The 22,494-nt window shown below is 36.4% G+C and carries 17 protein-coding genes and 4 pseudogenes; 17 read left to right on the plus strand and 4 right to left on the minus strand.

Features of this window, described 5'->3' with window-relative positions:
* Positions 1-153: 153 nt before the first annotated feature.
* The 10 genes and pseudogenes from NSQ41_RS09155 (at position 154) to NSQ41_RS09200 (ending at position 8,933) form a co-directional block, all read left to right on the plus strand.
* A complete protein-coding gene (locus NSQ41_RS09155; RefSeq protein WP_339211506.1) occupies positions 154-549 on the plus strand; it encodes a sulfurtransferase in 396 nt (131 codons plus the stop codon).
* Positions 516-776: a metal-sensitive transcriptional regulator gene (locus NSQ41_RS09160; protein WP_063389517.1), complete on the plus strand. Its 261-nt coding sequence runs from the start codon at positions 516-518 to the stop codon at positions 774-776. Before NSQ41_RS09155 ends, NSQ41_RS09160 begins: the two co-directional genes overlap by 34 nt.
* Positions 777-970: 194 nt before the next feature.
* A complete protein-coding gene (locus NSQ41_RS09165; protein ID WP_066246718.1) occupies positions 971-1,198 on the plus strand; it encodes a sulfurtransferase TusA family protein in 228 nt (75 codons plus the stop codon).
* 53 nt (positions 1,199-1,251) lie between these two features.
* Positions 1,252-1,734 (plus strand): DsrE/DsrF/DrsH-like family protein, encoded by a 483-nt coding sequence (locus NSQ41_RS09170; RefSeq protein ID WP_066246720.1) that lies wholly within the window; start codon positions 1,252-1,254, stop codon positions 1,732-1,734.
* A 10-nt stretch (positions 1,735-1,744) separates the two neighbouring features.
* Positions 1,745-2,109 (plus strand): annotated as a pseudogene (locus NSQ41_RS09175) (rhodanese-like domain-containing protein).
* A gap of 305 nt (positions 2,110-2,414) precedes the next feature.
* Positions 2,415-2,975 (plus strand): sulfurtransferase TusA family protein, encoded by a 561-nt coding sequence (locus NSQ41_RS09180; protein ID WP_327873931.1) that lies wholly within the window; start codon positions 2,415-2,417, stop codon positions 2,973-2,975.
* Between the two features lie 417 nt (positions 2,976-3,392).
* Positions 3,393-5,180: an IS1182 family transposase gene (locus NSQ41_RS09185; RefSeq protein WP_339211509.1), complete on the plus strand. Its 1,788-nt coding sequence runs from the start codon at positions 3,393-3,395 to the stop codon at positions 5,178-5,180.
* Positions 5,181-5,187: 7 nt separating this feature from the next.
* Positions 5,188-5,969: pseudogene (locus NSQ41_RS09190) on the plus strand (sulfite exporter TauE/SafE family protein).
* 793 nt (positions 5,970-6,762) lie between these two features.
* Positions 6,763-7,065, plus strand: a complete 303-nt coding sequence (locus NSQ41_RS09195; protein WP_063389511.1) for a metalloregulator ArsR/SmtB family transcription factor — start codon at positions 6,763-6,765, stop codon at positions 7,063-7,065.
* 470 nt (positions 7,066-7,535) lie between these two features.
* Positions 7,536-8,933: an acetaldehyde dehydrogenase (acetylating) gene (locus NSQ41_RS09200; protein WP_339211512.1), complete on the plus strand. Its 1,398-nt coding sequence runs from the start codon at positions 7,536-7,538 to the stop codon at positions 8,931-8,933.
* Positions 8,934-9,245: 312 nt separating this feature from the next.
* On the opposite strand, the gene NSQ41_RS09205 is transcribed toward NSQ41_RS09200, so the two are convergent.
* Together NSQ41_RS09205 and NSQ41_RS09210 are read right to left on the minus strand one after the other, a co-directional pair.
* Positions 9,246-10,055: a hypothetical protein gene (locus NSQ41_RS09205; protein ID WP_339211514.1), complete on the minus strand. Its 810-nt coding sequence runs from the start codon at positions 10,053-10,055 to the stop codon at positions 9,246-9,248.
* A gap of 374 nt (positions 10,056-10,429) precedes the next feature.
* Positions 10,430-10,870, minus strand: a complete 441-nt coding sequence (locus tag NSQ41_RS09210) for a hypothetical protein (RefSeq protein ID WP_339211517.1) — start codon at positions 10,868-10,870, stop codon at positions 10,430-10,432.
* A gap of 816 nt (positions 10,871-11,686) precedes the next feature.
* Between NSQ41_RS09210 and NSQ41_RS09215 the strand changes: the two genes are divergently transcribed.
* The 4 genes and pseudogenes from NSQ41_RS09215 to NSQ41_RS09230 form a co-directional block, all read left to right on the plus strand.
* Complete coding sequence (locus tag NSQ41_RS09215; protein WP_339211519.1) at positions 11,687-12,379, plus strand: hypothetical protein; 693 nt, start codon at positions 11,687-11,689, stop codon at positions 12,377-12,379.
* Positions 12,361-13,722 (plus strand): reverse transcriptase domain-containing protein, encoded by a 1,362-nt coding sequence (locus tag NSQ41_RS09220; RefSeq protein WP_339211521.1) that lies wholly within the window; start codon positions 12,361-12,363, stop codon positions 13,720-13,722. The genes NSQ41_RS09215 and NSQ41_RS09220 overlap by 19 nt, the downstream gene beginning before the upstream one ends.
* 99 nt (positions 13,723-13,821) lie before the next feature.
* Positions 13,822-15,005, plus strand: a pseudogene (locus tag NSQ41_RS09225) (IS701 family transposase).
* 63 nt (positions 15,006-15,068) lie between these two features.
* Positions 15,069-15,224 (plus strand): annotated as a pseudogene (locus tag NSQ41_RS09230) (replication protein); the annotation flags it as partial.
* An 886-nt stretch (positions 15,225-16,110) separates the two neighbouring features.
* Here the strand turns inward: NSQ41_RS09230 and NSQ41_RS09235 are convergent.
* Both NSQ41_RS09235 and NSQ41_RS09240 read right to left on the minus strand, forming a co-directional pair.
* Positions 16,111-16,356, minus strand: a complete 246-nt coding sequence (locus tag NSQ41_RS09235; RefSeq protein WP_237282932.1) for a hypothetical protein — start codon at positions 16,354-16,356, stop codon at positions 16,111-16,113.
* Between the two features lie 45 nt (positions 16,357-16,401).
* Positions 16,402-16,557 carry a helix-turn-helix transcriptional regulator gene (locus NSQ41_RS09240; RefSeq protein WP_261308713.1) on the minus strand — a complete coding sequence of 52 codons (156 nt, stop codon included), beginning with the start codon at positions 16,555-16,557 and terminating at the stop codon, positions 16,402-16,404.
* Positions 16,558-16,842: 285 nt separating this feature from the next.
* Here NSQ41_RS09240 and NSQ41_RS09245 point away from each other — a divergent pair, with 285 nt between their 5' ends.
* The 3 genes from NSQ41_RS09245 (at position 16,843) to NSQ41_RS09255 (ending at position 22,371) form a co-directional block, all read left to right on the plus strand.
* Positions 16,843-18,204 carry a transposase gene (locus NSQ41_RS09245; protein WP_094245809.1) on the plus strand — a complete coding sequence of 454 codons (1,362 nt, stop codon included), beginning with the start codon at positions 16,843-16,845 and terminating at the stop codon, positions 18,202-18,204.
* Between the two features lie 547 nt (positions 18,205-18,751).
* Positions 18,752-19,867, plus strand: coding sequence for an IS4 family transposase (locus tag NSQ41_RS09250; protein ID WP_339210605.1), 1,116 nt, complete (start codon positions 18,752-18,754; stop codon positions 19,865-19,867).
* A 458-nt stretch (positions 19,868-20,325) separates the two neighbouring features.
* Complete coding sequence (locus NSQ41_RS09255; RefSeq protein ID WP_339211523.1) at positions 20,326-22,371, plus strand: methyl-accepting chemotaxis protein; 2,046 nt, start codon at positions 20,326-20,328, stop codon at positions 22,369-22,371.
* Positions 22,372-22,494: the final 123 nt, after the last annotated feature.

Below are 22,494 nucleotides of genomic sequence, written 5' to 3' on the forward strand. Positions count from 1 at the left end.
TTAAGTAAAGGGAAAGCTATATTGATAACTAACAAATAAAGAAAATGCCTCTGTTCCAAAAATTTGTTTAGAAAAATAAATCGGTTGATTATATACTTATACATGTATATAATTGTTCATAAATAAAAACAATGAATGAGGTGGAAAGAAGAATTGGAAGGAATACTGCTTTTGGCTTTATTTATTTTGTTATCAATATCTGTCTATCGGCGGTATTATCCAATAAGAGGAGTTCCGTGTGTTGACTACCGCGATGAAAGTATAAATTCTTTAACGATTCTAGATCTTCGTGATTACAACGAAAAAACAAATCATTATCCCATTGCGAATTCCTTTCACATACCGTTTGCTTATTTAAAACGGCATGTTTATGAAATTCCTGATAAACCAATCCATGTGATTGCAAGTGATGAAGTAGGAAAAAATTTAGGCATTCGCTTTTTGCGCAGCCGCGGTTTTAAAGTGAAGAGCTATTCAATGGCCGATTGTCCTTGCAAAGAAAGGAGAAATGCCAAATGGAATACAGCAAAGAAATCAAAAACCGCCTAAAACGAATTGAAGGACAAGTAAAAGGGATTATTGGTATGATGGAACAAGAAAAGGACTGCAAAAGCGTGATTTCTCAACTTTCTGCTGCACGAAACGCTATTGATCGCACTATTGCTGTTATTGTAAGTTCCAATTTAGAGCAATGTATCCGTGAAAGCTTAGAAAATGGAGAAAAAACGGAACACCTTGTAAAAGAAGCTGTAGAGCTGTTGGTAAAAAGTCGTTAAAAGTTTGGGGCTGTCCAGAAAGTCAAATCCCCATTGAAAACAAAAAATCATAAACACCGATATATCAACGTTTCTAAAACATTAATGGGGACGTCAATAAGCCGTAAAAACGACTTATTAGACACCCCCAGATTTTTTTATCCCTATTAATATACATATAGGGGTAATGGTAATATTAAAGGAGGTCATTGACAATGAATGCAGATAAAGTATTAGATGCAAAGGGTTTTGCATGCCCAATGCCAGTCGTAAGAGCAAAAAAAGCAATTGATGAGTTAGAAGCTGGTCAAGTTTTAGAGGTGCATACAACGGATAAAGGTTCCAAAAACGATTTGACCGCTTGGGCAAAGGCAAGTGGACATACGGTTGTTAATATGAAAGAAGAAAATGGCGTTTTTACGTTTTGGATCAAAAAGGGATAATTTTTGCTATCTTTATACCCCTATGAGTATTTTGGGAAGAAGGTGGAAACAAAGTGTCGGAGCAAAAGAAAAAAACAACGATCATCTTGTTTAGCGGTGACTATGATAAGGCGATGGCAGCGTATATTATCGCGAACGGCGCTGCTGCCTATGACCATGAGGTTACAATTTTTCATACGTTCTGGGGGCTTAACGCATTGCGTAAAGATTCGACAGTTCCGGTGAAAAAAGGATTATTAGAAAAAATGTTTGCGAAAATGATGCCGCGTGGTGCTGACCGCATGGGACTGTCGCGGATGAACTTTGGCGGAATAGGAGCGAAGTTAATTAAGCGGGTGATAAAAAAACATAATGCTGTGCCGCTGCCGCAATTAATCGATATGGCAAAGGAACAAGGAATAAAGCTGGTTGCTTGCCAAATGACAGTCGATCTTTTAGGACTCCAACAGGATGAATTAATAGACGGCATCGAATTTGCAGGGGTTGCTGCGTATTTAGCAGATGCTTCTGAAGGAAATGTCAATTTGTTTATTTAAGGTGGGGCCTATGGTTCAAACCATTATTAATATTGGTCTAGTTCTATTGGTGATATGGTTCGTTGTCAATCGGTTTCTGCCCATAAAAGGAGTGCGAATCATATCTGTAGTGCAATTAAAGAAGGAATTACGAAAAAAGATGTTCATTACATTGACGTACGCACACCTATTGAGTTTCATACGAATCATATTCCTGGTTTTAAAAATATTCCGCTTCACGAGCTTCCAAAACGAGTTCATGAACTATCAAAAGATAAAGAAGTTATTGTGATTTGTCAAAGTGGAATGAGAAGCGCCAAAGCAAGCAAATTATTAAAGAAATTAGGATTTCAGCGTGTAACCAATGTAAAAGGCGGCATGAACTCTTGGTCATAAAGGTTGCTATGAAACAACTATTCTGCTAAAGAAATTTGAGGCGTTGTTCCATAAAAGGAAAACATTCAATGTTATTGATGTTCATGAACTAGAAGAAGTCGATTTAGGAAAATTTCTAGTTCCATAAATATTACGCCCTGACTGTTCAAGTTTCGGAGAATGAACTAGATACAGAAAAAGAAAATACTCTCGCCTGCTGTTTGAAGGAAAAAGCAGACGAGCCGAAAACTATCGGAAAGTTGCGGAAATTGATGCATAAATAAGAAGATCCTGTAGAATAGTTCCCATTTAAGGAGGAGAAAGTCATGATTCAAGTAGATATGACAATAGACGCTAAAGGGTTGTCTTGTCCGCTGCCGATTGTCAAAGCGAAAAAAGCGATTCATAAGTTGCAGCCTGGACAAGTACTGGAGGTACAAGCAACAGACAAAGGATCGAAAGCGGATATGAAAGCATGGGCAGAAAGCACTGGACATCACTATCTCGGTACAATTGAAGAAGAGGGGATATTAAAGCACTATATTCGTAGAGCAAGTGAGAGCGAGGCAAAGAATGAAGCGAAATTCCCCCATGTTATTCGCAATGAAGAATTAGCAGACAAAATAAATGATCCGTCAATTATCATTTTAGATGTCCGTGAACCGGCAGAGTTTGCATTTGGGCATATTCCTGGTGCCTTGTCAATTCCTCTTGGAGAATTGGAGGAACGGATCAAGGAACTCCCGCAAGATAAGACCATTTATGTCGTCTGCCGCACGGGAACGCGCAGTAGTTTGGCAGCCCAGAAATTAGCAGAAAAAGGGTTTTCAAACGTATGGAATATTGTCCCCGGTATGTCAGAATGGAATGGATCGCTTGAACAATGATTGAACAGTTGGTTATCAATATACAAATATATGATAAAGGTACAAAAAATCTTTAAACAACAAAAAAACATTTTTATAGTATACATGCGAACTATTTTGCAATTGGAAAATGAAAGGCAAAATTTCTCAATATTGAATTGTCCCTTATTGTGAATTAATCGATGGTTCATTGCATTGGGACGAAAATTCATTTATCGCCTTGGGCATCAAGCAATAGGCATACGATGATGAAAAAAAGAACATGATCGATCATTTTCGAATTAAAAAGGATAATTCACTTACTAGGGGGCTGTCCGAAAAGTCGATTGAATCGACCTTGGGCTCAGCCCTTTTTTCTGTTTTTAGGGTACAAAAAAATCGTCCTTTTTTATAGAATGAAATTGACCAAAAAACATTCTACAGAAAGGACGATTTCTTATGAATAATCAAATGACTATTCAAGAAAATTATAACACGCAATTAGAAATGACTCTAGAGGGTATTCAAAAAATAGAGGTTCAAAAGAATAAGAAACGCAAAAAACTAGTTTTCCAACCTTATTGCAATCGTCAAGTCATGAGCATTTTAGATATCGAAATGTATATTCCTGAAAATCATGTCGCCCGTTTAGTGGATGAAATGGTGGAATCGATTCCGGATGAAGTGTTGTATACTCATTATGTTGGTGGGGGTCGTGCACCCTATCACCCTAAAATGTTATTGAAAGTGATTTTATATGCGTACACTCAAAATGTTTATTCAAGTCGGAAAATAGCGCAAATGGTGAAAGAAAATCTTCCGATGATGTGGTTGGCGGGATTGCAAACCCCTGACCATCGCACAATAAATGATTTTCGTAGTGTTCGTATGTCAAACATGATGGATTCTGTATTTGAACAATTTGTCCTTCAACTAGTAGAACAAGGACTTATCGACCTCGACCATATTTTTGTGGATGGTACGAAAATAGAAGCGAATGCCAACAAATATACGTTTGTATGGCGAAAATCCGTAGAAAAATATGATCAGAAACTACGAGCCAAAATTCAATCGTTTCTACAAGAAGCGCACCAAATCGCCTTGGAGGAATTAAAAGAAGAACAATTAGAAGAAGAATTAGAAAAATCATCGGCACAACTTTCTGAGAGAATAGAAGCTTTGGAAAAAGATTATAAACAGGAAGAAGACAAAGAAAGAAAAAAAGAACTTCGCTCTAAAAAATCCCAACTCACCAAACAACTGAAAACGATTCAAACGGATTATCTTCCACGATTACGAAAATACAAAGTACAAAAACAGATTCTAGGTGAACGAAATAGCTACTCGAAAACCGACCATGAGGCCACTTTTATGCGAATGAAAGAGGACCATATGAAAAACGGCCAACTCAAGGCGGGTTATAATGTTCAACTCGCCACACAACATCAATTTATCGTGGGATTTGAAATTTATCAAAATCCAGGAGATACTCGCTGTTTCCAACCATTTATGGAAAAGTTATTGGAATCGATGCCGAAGGAAAAGAAACTCAAGTATGTCATTGCCGATGCAGGATATGCGAGTGAAGAAAACTATTTATATGCGATTGGCGAAGAAAAAGAACCTCGTTTTGAATTATTAGCCCCATACCAAACCTATTTGAAGGAACAAAGTAAAAAGTTTAAAAAGGATTTATCAAAAGTACAAAACTGGAAATACATCGAAGAAGACGATTGCTTTATCTGTCCGAACAATCGGAAAGTCGTATTCAAGTATTATCAAAAAAGAAAAAATGCATCTGGATACATACAAGATTTGAAAGTGTACGAGTGTGAAGATTGTACGGATTGCCCGTTGAAGAATGGGTGTACGAAAGCCAAAGGAAATCGTCGAGTATATTGGAACACGATTTATGAAGAAATGAAAGCGAAAGCCAAAGCAGCTCTTGGTGACGAACAAAAGGCAGCTCTTTATGCGAAGCGTAAAGTGGATGTCGAAAGTGTGTTCGGTAACATCAAGGGCAATTTGCGTTTCACTCGATTTCTGTTACGGGGGCTTCATAAAGTCCGAACAGAATTCGGGATTGTGGCAATGGCCCACAACATACTGAAATGGGCCGCAAATTCCCAAACCAATTTCAAAAATAAGGAAACAGAGCGAATGGAAAAACTCATTGTTTTCTCCATTCGCTCTGTTTTTATGGACTTTTTAGACAAGCCCATTTTAACAACAACATCAAAGGAGTAGTATATCAATGGAAATAACGTTCAATTTTATTATCGTAATGTTTCTTATTGGCTTTATCGGTTCCTTCCTTTCCGGTATGGTTGGGATTGGCGGTTCCATTATTAAATATCCGATGCTTCTTTACCTGCCCCCGCTTTTTGGCCTTGCTGCGTTCAGCGCCCATGAAGTATCGGGAATTAGTGCCGTCCAAGTATTTTTTAAGACGATTGGCGGTGTTTTAGTCTATCGGAAAGGTGGATACTTAAATAAGTCGTTAATTTTTATATGGGGTGCAGTATTTTAATTGGAAGTTTCATTGGCGGATACGTTTCTAGGATGATGAGTGAAGGAAGCATTAATCTTGTATACGGCATTTTAGCAGCATTTGCTGTTTTGATGATGTTCGTGCCAAATAAAGGGATTGATGATATTCCATTGGGCATGGTGAGCTTCAATAAATGGCTGGCAGCTTCGCTTTCATTTTTGATCGGAATTGGATCAGGAATCGTCGGAGCGGCAGGAGCTTTTCTATTAGTGCCGATTATGCTTTCTGTTCTAAAAATTCCAACGAAAATGACGATTGCCTCCTCATTAGCGATCACGTTTATTTCCTCAATCGGATCGACATTTGCAAAAATCACAACGGGCCAAGTTGAATTCATTCCTGCAATAATTATGGTCATTGCAAGTTTGATTGCATCTCCTTTAGGTGCAAAAGCAGGACAAAAAATGAGCACAAAAGTACTCCGAGTAATTTTAGCTGTCTTAATTTTAGCGACGGCAGCGAAAATTTGGATCGATATTTTTTAAGCCGTCAGTGAAAAAACTTTCATGTGTGATTCGAAAAAACGAATCAAGATGTATAATAATTATGGCGTATCATTTATTGGTTTTAAAGTTAGGAAAAACAAGAGAATATTTGGAGCTCTTACTTGGATGATAAGGATGCTATAGTGATCAAGTGTATGATGAAAACAAACATGAACTATATGCAATGATTCGCCTGATTATGCAATGGTGTTCAGCGCGCTTTCACCACAATCTAAAAACAATTTCGCTCTGCAAGTGTGTCTGAAAAGGATTTTGTCCGCATTCAATATAGCTGTCTTTCGCTTATAGAAGGAACAATGAATTTGTTTTTACGATCATCCGGATCAAAGATTCAACAGTTCATCTTTGATTGGCTGCTCTGAAAACATGTTTATAAGGTTGTGTTTGAACATGAAGCGCTGAGGAGGCTGATTGACTGTTCAAGAATCAAGTTGATTATAATTGCATGTAATTTTATTATCAGGGCTTTACAGAAAATAAAGCAGTTTATTGCTAAAAGACTTGGATTTTGCTTTTATGGCTGGGCTTCGTGTATTATTGAATTAATAAAAAAATTATTACGTTTTAGGGGCTAATGATCACTGCCACGCTGTCAACAATCAGAGCTAGTCGTCAAGGTATTGTAGATTTGTTGGTTATATGCTAATCTATCCATGCAAGAGTGATCAACCTCCGTTTTAGGATTGTCGTTGTTTGTGTTTTTATTGTCTGTTAATGCAAATTTTATTCCGCTGTTGTTTTGAAATATAAGTATTGTCAATTGGAGGTAGCAATGGAACTTTTAGAAGTGTTTAAAGCCTTGTCAAATGAAACGAGGCTGCAAATCGTACAATGGCTCAAGAATCCGGAAGCTCACTTTCCCAAACCGCAGCACGGTGATATACATGAAGATGGAGTATGTGTGAGTGATATCCATAAAAAAGTTGGACTGTCACAATCTACTGTATCCCATTATTTATCGATGCTGCAAAATGCCGGATTGATAAAGGCAAAACGTGTTGGGCAATGGACATATTATAAAAGGGATGAAGAGAACATCAAAAAATTGAATGAATTATTATCAAGGGATTTATAGGCCTATTTTTTTAATTGTTGCTTTTGGCTTGAATCCCTTTTTATTTTGTTTTATTATATTTATAGATTCAGATATCGAGAATTATCGATTTGTAATTATTTATATCGATGATTCTAGATATTTAAATAAATAAAAAATATACTTCAACAAATTTTCGGGTTTTATGAAACCGCTTTTTTGTAATCGTTATCAATTTTTGGGTGGTTGAAATGCTTCTTCTTTGTCAAAAAGCGAAAGTATTGGAAGAAGGAGTTTTGCATATTGGTGACGACATCAGATTAGATCGTCGTTCGATAAAGTGGTCATGACAAGGATCAGTGATGTCAAACTGCTAGCATTTGAGGAGGTGAGGGCAGAAACACAAAAAATGATGCTTGTTCAAGCGAACAAAATTGAAATAGTGTCATTTGAGATCATGACAATATGAATCTGCTAGTGAAATGAAAACTATGAAAGGGAGCGAAGCAAAGATGTTGCGAGATATTGATTTACAATCTATCCAAGAAGTAAGAAATTACCTTGAGGAAGCGAAAACAGCTCAAAAAATAATGGCAAAGATGAATCAGAGCGAGATTGATCATATTGTTGAAAGCATGGTTAAAGCGGCAAGGGAAGAAGCTGAGCGATTGGCTGCTATGGCAGTCGAAGAGACTGGCTTCGGGAATGTTCCTGATAAAACAGTAAAAAATCTGTTCGCAGCGAATGATGTTTACAATTCTATCAAGGATGTGAAAACAGTCGGGATTATTCGTCGCGATGAAGAAAACCGCGTATGGGAAGTTGCTCAACCTGTAGGGATCGTTGCAGGAATTGTTCCATCTACAAATCCTACCTCAACAGTCATTTTTAAATCATTGATCGCAGTTAAAGCAGGAAATGCGATTATTTTCAGCCCTCACCCAGCTGCTGCAAAATGTACAACGGAAGCGGCAAGAATTATGCAAGAAGCAGCAGAGCGTGCCGGAGCACCAAAAGGTTTGATTTTGTGCATTACCCAACCAACATTGGCAGCAACAAACGAGCTGATGAAGCATAAATTAACTGATGTCATCCTTGCCACAGGCGGTCCTGGATTGGTAAGAGCTGCTTACAGCTCCGGAAAACCAGCATACGGAGTAGGTCCTGGAAACGTACCTGTATACATTCATGAAAGTGCCAATATCGAAAAAGCTGTTGAACTTATTATTGAAAGCAAAACTTTTGACTACGGAACAATTTGTGCTTCTGAACAAGCTCTTTTAGTGGATGAGTCGATTAAAGAGAAAGTTGTTGCAGAGATGACAAAACAAGGCGCTTATTTCTTGAATGAAGAAGAAAAACGAAAAGTAGAATCCATCATTCTCGTAAACGGTGGACTGAATGCAAAAATTGTAGGAAAGTCACCTCAAGTGATTGGTGAAATGGCAGGTATTGAAGTTCCGTCCGAGGCGAAAGTGATCGTTGCAGAAGAAACAGGAGTTGGGAAAGAATATCCATTCTCAATTGAAAAACTATCTCCAACGCTAGCATTTTATACAGTGAAAGATATGCAAGCAGCAAGCGAGCTTGCCCAAAAACTTCTTGATGCAGGCGGACTTGGTCACACAGTCGGAATTCACGCTGAGGATGAAAAAGTAATCGAAGCTTACACAATCGATAAACCAGCAGGACGTATCATTGTAAATGCCGGTACAACATTTGGCGCTATTGGCGCTACAGTGAACGTAAAACCGTCCTTGACTCTTGGCTGCGGTGCTATTGGCAACAACGTTACATCTGACAATGTTACGGTCAATCACTTGTTTAACATTAAACGTGTTGCATTTGGAGTCCGCCAAATGCCAAAAAAAGAGGAAAGTGCACAAAATGAACCTGCATTAACGAAATAACTTGACTGTCCATAAAAACTCTTTTGATAGATTAAAAGACTGTATCAAACATCTGCCATGTTCTTTGATACAGCTAAAAAAATAAATTCGACACTCCGGAAGTGATAATGCGTTTACCCCCCTAAAAAAATTTCGTTGTAAGGACGATATTCAGTACAAAAATCCATGCAGGAGCATCTTTTCCTGCATGGATTTATTATTGCACACATCAACTAGTAAGCTCGTGCAGTTCACTGGATCTATTTTAAAAAGTTTTTTGTTAATTTGGAAATCGTAAAGTGGTAGCGGGAAAACTCCCAAAACAACACTAGATTATTGGTTGCGCTGCAAAAATAAAAAGCCAGTCATTGCAATTAAAAGCATTTTATGATGTTTCGACAAGTTGTCAGAGAGCTCAACGATATCATTGTACACATCACGAAAAATATTTGTATATTCATGAGGGAAATATCCATTGTAGAAACGGGCCAACTGCCGACCTTCGGAATCTGTTAATGTAAAATCACCAGAAAAGGCCTTAACCTTAACAGGGAGAATCAGCTTATCATCAGCATCTCTCAGCTCACCTTTTATGTTGACTAGACTTTTCCAATCCTCTTGTACATATTCTCCCAGTTTTCGGCCATGTACATCCTTCACAGTTACAATCGACTTTTTCATTCCTTTTCTCTTAAAGGTAAACAGCACATTTCCTTTATTCGAAAAAACACCATATGTAATCGGAAGCGTCATGATCAATGAATCACGAAGCAGCAGGCTCATTGGGTAAAAAATAGAAGGAATACGGATTGGCTTAATCGTTCCAACAAAATGGCCGCTTTTTTCAAACAGTAGGAGACGAGGAAAAAAACCAAGATCTTTTTTTAAAACTAGATGATCCAACTCAAGGAGGGAAGCTTTTGACTCATGAATTTGAATATCTTTCACCTTGTTATATTTAATCTGGTTTGAAACTCCGGTAAAAAACAAAAAAAGACCTACAATACCTATTGAAGAAAGATTTAACCAATTTTGTAAAGAATCTGGTCGATCGATGAAAAAAACAGAAATACCAATGAGCATAACTATAGAAGATAGAGCAAATGCTGCTTTCATTCTCCGTTTATACATAGTAGCAATCATCAAATCAACTCCAGTGAAACATAGGGAAGTCTTTCTACCTCATCAACTATCAGTTTAGATTAGTAGTTTATTGTATTCAATATTTTTTACATCCTTTTAGTAAAAAAATGGAGAAGACATCAAGATAGGCGGCTTTGAATTGCTCGTGCTCACCAGCCTTAGCAATCCTAAGTTATTCATTAGCACAATATGCCAAATAGAGAACTGTATGATTGGGCACGTTTTTTATTTATTTTCAAAGGTCAGAATAAAAGTTTAAATACAGGTTCTTTGAATAAAATGGAATAAATTTTTGCTTTTTGTATGGTATTTCCAGGAAATAGCACAGGGTTAAAAAAAGAAGTGAGGTTATCACTTTTTGAGGTGGTTGTAGGTTACATAATTTTTTTTCGTAACGTACGGATGGAAACGTCATGTTCGCCAATAATTTCGTAAACAGATTTGAAGCTTTCTTGGAGGTTTTTCATTTCTTCGTTTGTTTCCATTACAGCTTGTTTAATTGATTTTTGTTCCTGTTCAATCCGATTCAATCGCTCTTCAACATAATTTAAGCGTGTTTCTACTTGATCTAATCGCTCTCCTACTCGATCCAACCGATTTTCGACCCAATTCAATCGCTCTTCAACATGATTTAAGCGTGTTTCTACTTGATCTAAACGCTCTTCTACTCGATCCAATCGATTTTCGACCCGATTTAATCGTTCATCTACCTGGTCCAATCGCGTCCCGATATAATCCAGTCGCTCATGCACATTTTTAAGATCATTGTCAATAGACATCACTTTTTCTAAAATTAAGTCGAGTTTTTGTTCCATTTTTTGACTCCTTTTAAAAATCTCCTTTTCTCAATTTTATTCGAATGAAATGGTTCTGACAAGTACGGATTGGGTGCCTTGAATTGATTAAATGCAGTAAATACCCGAGCATTAATAAAACATTTACATCTGAAAGACTATGTGACGATAAAGGGATTCATGCTCAAACAAGTCGGTGGAATATGTTGAAGATTATGCTTTCGCTTTATCATTCATTGCTGGATATTATTACTGAGCTGTAGAATCGTACAATTTTAAAGAGATAGAATAATTGGTTGAAATTTTGACTGGTTACAAACATTTTTATGGTTGCAAAAATAGCCCACAAAAGTTTATCGCTGAAGTGACAAAATCATTAAAGGAGAATTGGATTACTGAATAAAATGCAACACGTAGTTATTAAATTTGTGATGGTATTCAGTATTTAATACCTAGTAGAATTACCCTAAAAACAAAGACCATTTTGTTTATTTAAACTACAACTCAAATACTTTGCTAAAAGTCACCGTATTAAGGAAGATTCATCTAATGCTTGAAAACGACGAGAATGGAAAATGTATGTTAAATTACCAAACTGGTTCAAAATCGAAACCCCTAGACGTGAATTATTTTATGCTCAGGAGTTAAGCCGTTAATAAAGAATTAACGACTAAGCGTAGAACAGAGTTTGTATTAAAATGATTAAGAAAAGAATTTATTTTTAAAACTTTAGATGCAGGAATTTTGTCAAGTTTTGCTGAATATTGTAAATCATTACATAATGTTTTAGTACAAAGATAGGATACTACTAAAATTAATGTGTTAAAGGTGATCGAATTGAAGTTGTTCACTCCCAGCGAAATACCATTAAGCTATTTTTATTTCGGATATAAAAAAGCAAAACACTATGTATTAAGAGAAACTAGTTTTTGTGATTATTTAGATTTAGAAAATTTTGAACGTGACCTTGATCAAAATATTAAATCTATACAGGAAGATTTTAAAAACTATAATGAAGAAGGTTCAATAAATAAGTTGGACCGTTATAAATTACAACCAGCCATTCTTTATTGGTATCCAAAATCATGGGATGAGGATCGAAATCCACGACTACGGCCCAAAGCTCTGTTTAAGTTTCGTGATCAAGTAGCATGGGCTACAGTTGTCTTAGCATTATCGGAGTGGTTTGATACTAATCCTTCTATGAAGGATGTAATCTCTTTGGAAGATAAAGGAAAAAGGCGATCGTTAGAATGGATGGTGTCATGGAGCTTTAATAATCGTTTGAAGAGAATCCACCAATATGATTATGAAAAAAAGGAATTTCAGCGGGGCTATATTCACTATAATGGATCCAGTCTTTATGAAAGTTATCAATGGGGTCTTAGACAATTAAACAGTCAAATGAAACAGGCTTTTTTAAAAATTATTGAAAAATATGGGGAAGCGTATCAAGGAAAAGCTGATATTCAAGAATTTTATCCTACATTAAATAAAGAGTATATAAAAAAATGTTTGAAAAACGATTGAACACTCTTGTGGAAAACGGGGTTTTAAAAAATAAGGAAGGATGGTTACAACTATTAGCAGATTTATTAAATTATAAGTTTGAATGTCCAGATATTGAAATATTAAAAGGATATAAACAAACAGGGAAATCCTTTTTCCTGCAATATGCCGAAAAAATAATGAGAAATAAAAAAGATGACTTGAATGAAGAAAATGCTCTTGAAAAAATAACAGAGTATTTAAACAATACCCTTCCATTAGAATTAATTGCATCTGGATTTTTATCAAATTGTGTATTAACAGAATATTTGGATAATCCAGTTAAAGAATTTATTGAAGAAAATAAAAAAATAGAAACTTATATTTTTCGCTATACTGACGACATCACGATTATCTCTTCAGATGGCGAATTTATCAAAAAAATAATTGGAAAAGTAAGAGAACGCCTTAATAATATTGGTTTAAGTCTTTCTAAAGAAAAAACGATACCTGCTAATGAAAATGAAATCGATGAAATGATAAAAGAGAAAATACAAAAGAATTCTTCCTTAAAGCAAATAGTTATTGAAAAGGGTTTACTAGATGCAATTAAAAATGGATACGAAAAATCCAAACTAGAACCTATTAGAATTACGAAAAATGATACTATTCCTGGTTCTACAGCAATGATCGAAAAGTTGTCTCAAGTATCAGAAATTCAATTACAGTCTATGGATAACGAAGAGTTAGAACAATTTATATATGAAATGTTACATTTGTTGGATGTACAATTTGATTCAAAAGAGATAAAAGATGAAACAAAAGTGGCTTTTGCTTCTTGGAGAATAAAGAGCGGATTAAAAGAAGCTTTAAATAGGGCTTTGAATATTGAAAAATATTCACCAGAGGCTTCTCTGCAAAGAGCTTTTAAGAGATATCCATATAAGATTTCTCTTTACGAAATTTATACCATTTTTTTAATCGATTGTATTATTAAAGGGAATAATAGAAAGTCTTACTTTGAGGTTTTAGAAAATTTTTTGCGTTCTTTAAAGTTAAGTATTCAGGAAAACTGGGACAGTTTTTATGGACCTTTCATAAGGACAAAAGTGCTTTTTGCATTTTCAAATGAGTGGAGACGTATCCCTACTTCTTATAGGGAGAGATTACGAGATATTATTAGTGATGCTGTTCAAGCGTGGTATGATTCACAGGAAATCCTTTGGTTTGAGAAGTATGCGATTTATTGGTGTTTTAGTATATGCCAAATCAGAACCAATCCTAAGTTAAATATCGATTGTTATAAAGTATTTAGGGCAATTTATTCATCATTAGAATATTTGCAAAAAATTTATTTATTAACTGTAGATGAGCAAATTCACTAACATAAATTTACATCCGAACAAAAAAAAAGGAGACATGAACCCGATTCCTTGATTAGAATAGATGTGTCACCAAACCATTCTCAAGGAGGTTCATGTCTCATGAATAGACTACCACATCACCAAGGAATCGACAAGTTTTTCGCAATGTTGGGGCTGGCCCTTTATTTCTCTAAGCCGGTCATGAAGCATCTCGTTCATATTATCGATGCGCTGACAACGAAAGGATTTGTGGGAACCTTGACCGATCTGCATCATGAGAGCTTTCATCCCAACCATCGAACGACACTGAGCCATTTTTTCACGAAAAGCCCTTGGGATGAAGAAATCTTGCTTCGCAAACTCCAGCAGTGGATGCTTCGTCATGTGGAACGAACGGCCAAGCGAAAGAATCACCCCATTTTTTTGTTTCGATCGATGATACGATCTGCCGAAAAACGAAGCCTTCGTCACAGGCGAAACACGCTATTGAAGGGTGTAATTGGCATTATTCTCACGCGGACAAAAAGTCGATTTGGGGACACTCTCTCGTCTGGCTCATGGTTCATACGATGACGCAAGCCTTTCCCTTTGCGTTTCGCCTCTACGACAAGGCGGATGGGAAAAGCAAGGGTCAATGGGCCATCGAGATGCTTTCTTCTTTGGATGTGCACGGTTCTGTTTATGTGCTGATGGATTCTTGGTACCCATCGAAAACACTCGTGGAAGCCTGCCTGAAAAAAGGATTCCACGTCATTGCGATGCTCAAGACGAATCGGGTTCTTTATCCAAAAGGCATCGCCATCCAAGCCAAACAGTTTGCCCGCTATATCGAACCGAACGACACCCATCTCGTCACGGTGGGAGAAGAGCGTTATCGCGTGTATCGCTACGAGGGAGCGCTGAAAGGTCTCGATGATGCCGTTGTGTTGTTGGCTTGGAAAGCCGATCAGCCGATGACACCTGAACATCTTCACTGCGTCTTGAGCACCGACCGGGAGCTAAGCGATGAAGAGATCTTGCGCTACTATGCCCAGCGTTGGTCGATCGAATGCTTTTTTCGACAAGCGAAAGACCAGCTGAAGCTCGATGGGTACCGCGTTCGTCAACGTCGGGCGGTGAAACGGTATTGGATCTTGGTGCAACTCGCTTATGTGTACAGTATGGTCGAATCCAACAGCGATTTCTCTACCGGGCTTGACTTCCTTCGAAAGAAGAAAGGACATAGCCTCGTGGAGTTTATTTACGATGCAGCGAAACAAGATATTCCCATTGATGTCGTTAAAAAACAGCTTCATGTGGCATAAGGGGTACTCCGTTTGTCTCTTTTTACATGGTAATTATTGTAATGAAAATTGCTCAACTACAGTTATTTAAAAGAAATTGATCCAACCGAATATATCTATCAAATTTTTTATATTTGGAAACAAAAAGAGTATTTAGCTAGTGAACTTTATGACTTAACAGAACAAGAAAAAAGAGAAATTAATCACAAAATGATAGACGAAATCGAGGAAGAACAATAACAAGATATAAGTGCTAACAGCTGACCTCCCGATAACACCATGTAGTTATTGGGAGGTCAGCTGTTGAATTATGCACGAGTATTTTAAAAGTTATTGTGATGACGACGATAAACGATTATCAAAAGTATAATGTTAAAATGCTTTATTATACTAACGTTATATAAACAATATACTTTCGTTATACAAATTTTAACCCTGTTAGGAACTATAAAAAATCATGAAAATTTTAATTTGCATGTAACTGGGCAGTGTCTTAAAAAATGATACTGGATTTTTTAAAAATTGATATCTGGATTATCTGCAAAATAAGAATCATAAATTTTAAGAAATTCAAAATCGATATCTGATATGTTTTGGTCTTTCATGATTTTAATTGTTTTTTGAATTCTTTGGTCGTTAGGGATATTACATAGCTCAGCAATTTCGTTTGATGTTTTATCAAATACAGAAAAAAGTGAATACAAAGTTTATCGTCATAAAAACACCTCTTATTTGGCTCATATTTACGTTTTAAGAAACAAATATAATTATATAGGTAATAAACTATATATCTTTAAAGTTTGCTTTAAATAGCCTTTTAAAATGTAAAATAAGGCTATTAGATTATCACACGTAAATTTTGGTTTTAGCACGATACCATTTTTGGTATGTAAGTGCGCTCTTGGATGTTGAAATTTATTTATGTCGGGTCTACTAGGTCTACTGAGTAGACAAAGCAAATAAACGCATTTATGCCGAGAAAATTTATTGATGTTGAGAAGAACCCTTAACTAAACTTGTAGACGAATGTCGGCATAGCGTGAGCTATTAAGCCGACCATTCGACAAGTTTTGGGATTGTTAAGGGTTCCGAGGCTCAACGTCAATAAAGCAATTGGAATAAAGCATCATTTATATTTTTTGCTTAATATATCAGTACCAATAGCTCCAATAATCATTAAAAGTAGCGGTAGGAATGAATAAATTATGGATCCTGATAAGAAACCAATTTCGTTGCCAGTTACTTTAGTAATTATAAATACAATTATTTTTGCAATTATGAATATCAAACCTATGAAAGTTAAAATATCGAAGAAAGATTTCCATTTTGGGTATTTTAACTTTTTACTGTCTTGAATTATTTTATTTTTCAAGTAATCATCTCCTTTTAAAAGCTCATCTACTGTGACGTTGAATATTTAACTTATTTTTAGGAGCGTTTCAATATTTGGATATCCTTTCTCATTTTCCCATTTCGAAATTGATTGTCGGCTTATGTTTAATTGTTCTGCTAATTCTTCTTGTGATAAATGGGCTTCTATTCTTTTCTTTTTTAGTATTTTATGAAAATCCATTGTTATTACACTCCTTGTTAAAATATTTTAAAAATGTTTTAAGTATTTTTAAAGAATCTTATAGTTGCAGTATGTAACCGTAAAGTAGCATTAAGGTGATTTAAATATATTACTAACTCAACTTTCTCACAGTAAATTGGATTTCTAAGCCTTACGGTTAATGGGTTTGTTGGTTGTTTCGAATACTTCTTGACATAAAAATTTGCAAAAAAAACACCTCAACTTTTGGTATAGTTTAATTGTCCAGAAAAAACATTACCAAAAGCAGGTGAGGTGTCTCTTATTATGATAACGAATAACAGACTGAACAATCAACTACCAAAAGAAGTAAAAGCTATATTTGATGAACTTGAAATCTTAAAATATTTAAGGAAAGTGGGAATTAACAAGGGTTTCGGTTATTCCTGCGCCTATTTATTCCAGCTAGTTTTTAGTTTAGTTTTTGAAGGCAAAAATTTGTTTCGACTTCTTCAAAGTAAAAAAGCTAAAGATTTGCCGGAAAAAAACGCTATTTATCGCTTCTTAAATAACCCTCAATACAATTGGCGCAGGTTTTTACTTGTTTTGAGTACTTTCACCATTATGAAGGTAAGTAGTTTAACGAGACACGACCGTCCGAAAGTGCTGATCGTGGACGACTCATCTTATGAACGAAATCGCAGTAAAAAGGTTGAACTGCTTGCTCGCTGTTTCGATCATTCTTCTCAAAAAATGCGTTATTACAAAGGATTTCGTATGCTTACACTCGGCTGGTCAGATGGTGCTACATTTTTGCCTATTGATTTTGCTTTATTAAGCTCTACGAATTCCCAAATCAATGGGATTGATAACCGAATCGATAAGCGTACATCCGGTTATAAGCGGCGTGTCGAAGCTTTACAAAAAGCGCCGGAAGTTATTCCCAATATGATTAAACGGGCACTTTCTCAAGGAATCGATGCCTCATACGTTTTAATGGATACATGGTTTACCCAACAGCCTTTGATCAAGTCCATTGTGGATCAAGGGTTGGATGTTATTGGAATGGTGAAGGATACAAAACAAAGATATCAAGTGAACGGTGAATGGGTGAGCCTAAAAAAACTATACCAAACAGCTAAACCATCACAACATCAAAAGGGTATTTTGCGCTCTATTCACACAACGATGGCAAATGGCGTACCTGTTAAAGTGGTATTTGTCCGTAATCGTAATAAAAAGAGACAGTGGCTAGCTATTTTGAGTACAGACTGTACTTTATCGGATCAAGAAATCATTCGTATTTATGGGATACGTTGGGATATTGAAGTATTCTTCAAAACAGTCAAATCCTTATTGAAACTCCAAAAAGAGTTCCAAGGAAGATCTTATGATTCCATGATCAGCCATACCACTATTGTGTTTACAAGGTACATTGTTTTGTCTTGGCAAAACCGAGTAAGTACAGATTATCGAACATTAGGCGGCATTTTTTATGAACTTTGTGATGAAATCGATGAACTAGATTGGGCCTTTGCACTTCAACTACTCATTGAAATTCTTGAAGATGCACTTCAAAATGTAAATCAAAAGATTAAAAAATTCATCGAAAGTCAATTACGTAAATGGATTGTAGTTTTGCCTAATTATATCAAGGCTTATTTACCAAAATTGAGCTGCGAAAGTTGAGTTACTAAATAAAGATATAAATAAAACATTTATTGCTTACAAAATCATTTCCACTCATTTTGGACATAGATGTGCCTTTTCTTTTATATTCATCGTAACATGCTCCAGAAATTTTAACGTAGATCACATTAAACTTTTTAAAATCAACATTTGAATGGTCTTAAATGGAAGTTTAAAAAATTGTTTGGAATAATATGTTATTTTAATTCCAAAAAACTTCTTTTCTCCAATCCTATGTTTATTTGTCAGAGAAGAGAGCTGCTCATACTTCAAAAAAATATTTGTACCTTTTTCTGTTTTTTTTGTCGGAATTTTCTATTTATCATCTTGATTTCTCCTCCTCATTTCGCTTTAATAAAAATGTATCCATCATTTTCCTGAAACATTTTTTGAAACATATGTAAAATCACTAGCATTGCAGTAATTAAATCTGATGATTCAAAATACTAAGAATGTTCAATTTTTTATTGATTTCGAAACAAAAAAATCCTTTACAATGGAAGTACAGGTGGTTCCTGTCCAAATCCAATCGTAAAGGATAAGCGTTATGGACAAGAATACACTAATTTCATCATTTGGTAAATGGGTTTCACCCATAAATATTCAAAAACTTAGCGAACAAGTCAAAGAATTGAAACAGGACTATTACACAAAAAAGCTGACAACAGAAGCCTATATTAAACTTTTATTGGTAGCCCAGCTGCTCGAATTTAAGAGCTTAGAGGAAATGAGTGATGCACTTGTAGACGAAGATCTTCAAAAAGCACTCGGATTTGAATCGATAAGTGCCTCTCAGCTATCCCGAAAAAACAATCAGATCAACCCACTCATTCTTGCAAATTTGTTCTTGGATCTTGTTTGGAAAATTCAACGGCACCATTATCAAAACGGAAAGAATATGCCACTGAAAATCATTGATTCAAGTACACTCCCGTTGAATTTGACCCATTATAAATGGGCAAAATTCCGTAAAACAAAAGCTGGTGTAAAGCTACACTTACGGCTCGTTTTCATGGATAAAGACACCGTCTATCCTGAAAAAGCAGTGATTACGACAGCAAAAGAACATGACCGAAATCAACTCGAAGTCCTAGTGGATGATCAAGAAGCCATGTATGTGTTTGACCGCGGTTATGTGGACTATGAACGTTTTGATCGGATGACAGATGATGGCTATTTCTTCGTTTCAAGACTGAAGAAAAACGCAGTCATTCGTGAAGTCTATACATTTTCACTTCCTGATGATTGTCACGTTCTATCCGATAAAATGGTCTACATTGGTACCACACAAAATCGTACTGAAAATGTCTTTCGTCTACTAGAAGTTATGGACACAAAAGGGAACTTACTTCGTTTAATCACCAACCGATTTGATTTAAAACCAGAAGAGATAAGTGATATTTACCGATCTCGCTGGGCTATTGAACTCTTTTTCAAATGGCTCAAGCAACACGTAGAAATTAAGCACTTTTATGGAATGAGTGAAACAGCTATTCAAAATCAAATTTTCTTAGCCCTGATCACGTATTGCTTACATGTTCTCATTCAATTGGAGATGAAAAGTAAGAAATCCCTACTTCGAATTACTCGTTGGTTAAAGAGAGCTCTGTGGAAACCAGCTTATGTTTGGTTGCGAAAATTTGATGGGCGAGCCAGTCCATAATCTCCCTTTTGTCGTTGTCGCTCTGGTTTAACTGTATATATTTACCAAATGGGCAGTGCCACCTTTCTTTAGGTTTTGTCTTTTTGGCACAAATTCACAAAAATTAATTAACAGAAAATTCTAACTATATTTATGCAATGCTAATGATGTAAAATAATACCTTAATTTAAAAATTATTTAAAAAATCTAAATAAATGTCCGTTTATTAAAAACGAAAGCGAGGGGAGATCGTGCAGTTGAACGATAGGCAATCGGTCAGGTTGTAACCGCTTTACTGATATAAAGAGCGAAAATTCGGAATTATCGAAAAGGAATTGGATACGGCAAGATGAGCCGTTTGATTTATTTTCCACTGATGATAATAAATAAAAAACTAGATATGAGATTTAAATTTTCCTAAAAAACAAACCTACAGCCGTTTTTTTACATTTGTCGATTTAAAAGGGGGATATGACGGAATGACTATGAAAGCTAAGCTTTTTGCTTTAATGGCAGGTTTTGTTTTTTTGTTATTGTCCAGCACGTTTCTAGTATTATGGTTGGAAAGAAACACTTTAGAGAAAAAAGGGAATGAAATAACTGATGAAGTATGGAAGGAAGCGGAAACAAAATTAGAGGTGGAAGTGGAGGCGTTTGCGAATCAAATTTCCAGAAATTTAGTTGAACTCGAGCAGTCGATGGAGAAAAATATGCTGAATGCAGCCTATTTATTGCAGGAGCAGGATCGGGTGAGAACGTTACATAACGAAGATTTGAAGCGTTTGGCAGAGCAAACAGGGATGACAGATTTTTATCTGACAAATCGAGATGGAATTTTTGTCGCATCTACAGAGAAAGCGGCACTAGGGAGTAATTTATTTGATATTTGGGACGGATATCGCAAATTGCTGACGGGTGAAGAGCAGATGCTGCCTTCAACCTTAACGATCAAAGCAGAGACCGGAGAGATTTTCAAGTTTATGGCCATTCCCCGCGCTGATGGAAAGGGAATTGTCGAATCGGCGTTAGATGTAAGCAATTTTGAATCGTCGCTCGCCCGTCACATCCAAGAGAAGGAAGAAGTGAAAGCAATTTATTTGTTTGATCCCAAACAAGTCGTATTGATGGAAACATTAAAGAAAGAACAGCCATCCCTGTGGGAAAAAGGAAAAGCTGCAAAAAACGAAAATGTTCAGTCGGTCTTTTCTTCCGGAAAAGCTCGGATTTTCCTGAAGGACAATCATGTGGAGGCTTATGTTCCGGTAAAAGCGGATGGAAATGTGCGTTATGTATTATATACCTTGTTAGATGCTGCCCCGTATTTCCAGCATGCCGAATCCACTAACCAAGTATTGCAGGAGTTTCAGCAGTTGATTAATGGGGTTGGATATAAAATCATGCTGGCGATTTTTATCTTTTCACTGTTGTTCCTCTTTGTCCTTTTTGGTGTGATCCGCTCGGTGTTAAAACCGTTGAAATTTTTCTCTAGAGTCCTGCGGGAAGCAGGGGACGGGCAGGAAGTAAAATGGGAGCAAGTAAAAGCGAAAGAGTTAAAAGAGATTCAAGAAGCAATTACAGAAGTGGTACAAAAGTACCGGGAAATGCTGTCGGCTATCCAAGGCAATTTAGTTGCTGTCACAAAGACCCAGAAGGAATATCGTTCAGAGATGGATACAACGCTGGAGACATTGGAACAGGTTACCAAGGCTGTGACAGATAATGCACACAACAATCAACAGCAAGCTGAGCAGCTGAATGAAGCCGGGGAAATCGTGGAAAATATGTCCCGTACCTTGACGAATGTTTCCAGCATGACATCCGAGCTCGAAGACTTCTCAAACAATGCCAAGGGTCTGGCGGAAAGCAGTATTCGGGGGTTGGAAAATATTACGAATGTAATAGAAAATATCTACAAAGGAGTAGAAGAAAGCGGCAGCCGAATCGAAAAGCTAGCCAAAAGTTCAGAGGAAATTGGAGGAATTATTTCACTAATTAAAGGTATTGCGGAACAGACAAACTTGCTGGCGTTGAACGCAGCCATTGAAGCCGCTCGAGCTGGAGAACAGGGGAAAGGATTCGCTGTCGTGGCTGAAGAAGTCCGAAAACTGGCGGAGGAAAGCAGAAGGGCAACTGATAAGATTGCTCAAATCTTATTGGATATTCAGCGAGAAATTGCCAGTACGAAAGAAGGAAATGACAATCAATTGTCAGTTATTATAAGCAGCAGACAGGGAATTCAGCATGCGAACGATTCTATTCAGCATTTGATTGATGCTACGAAAGAGTCGTCACGAAAGATTGCCCAGCTGGGAGATTCGGTTGAAACTATGTTTCAAAACGGCCAATGCGTGATTGATGTATTTGAGAATATGCACGGCAACATTCAATCCAATGCCGCAAACAGCGAGCAGCTGCTGGCCATGGTGGAAGAGGTGACGGGAGCGTTGAAGAGATTGAGGGATTTGTTAAATAATATGACAAATTCCACCAAAAAATTAGAGGAAGTAGCGGCTGCAACCCGCTAAAAATATGAATTGCTTATATAGAAAAGCCGCCGCAGCGGCTTTTTTTCTTCCCCAGAAGAAGAAAAAACAAATTGAACTGGAGAAATGAAAATATGAATGGTGTGGTGTATTATGGTATAGAGT

It is taken from the genome of Aeribacillus sp. FSL K6-8210 (assembly GCF_037963925.1).
Lineage (GTDB): Bacteria > Bacillota > Bacilli > Bacillales > Aeribacillaceae > Aeribacillus > Aeribacillus composti.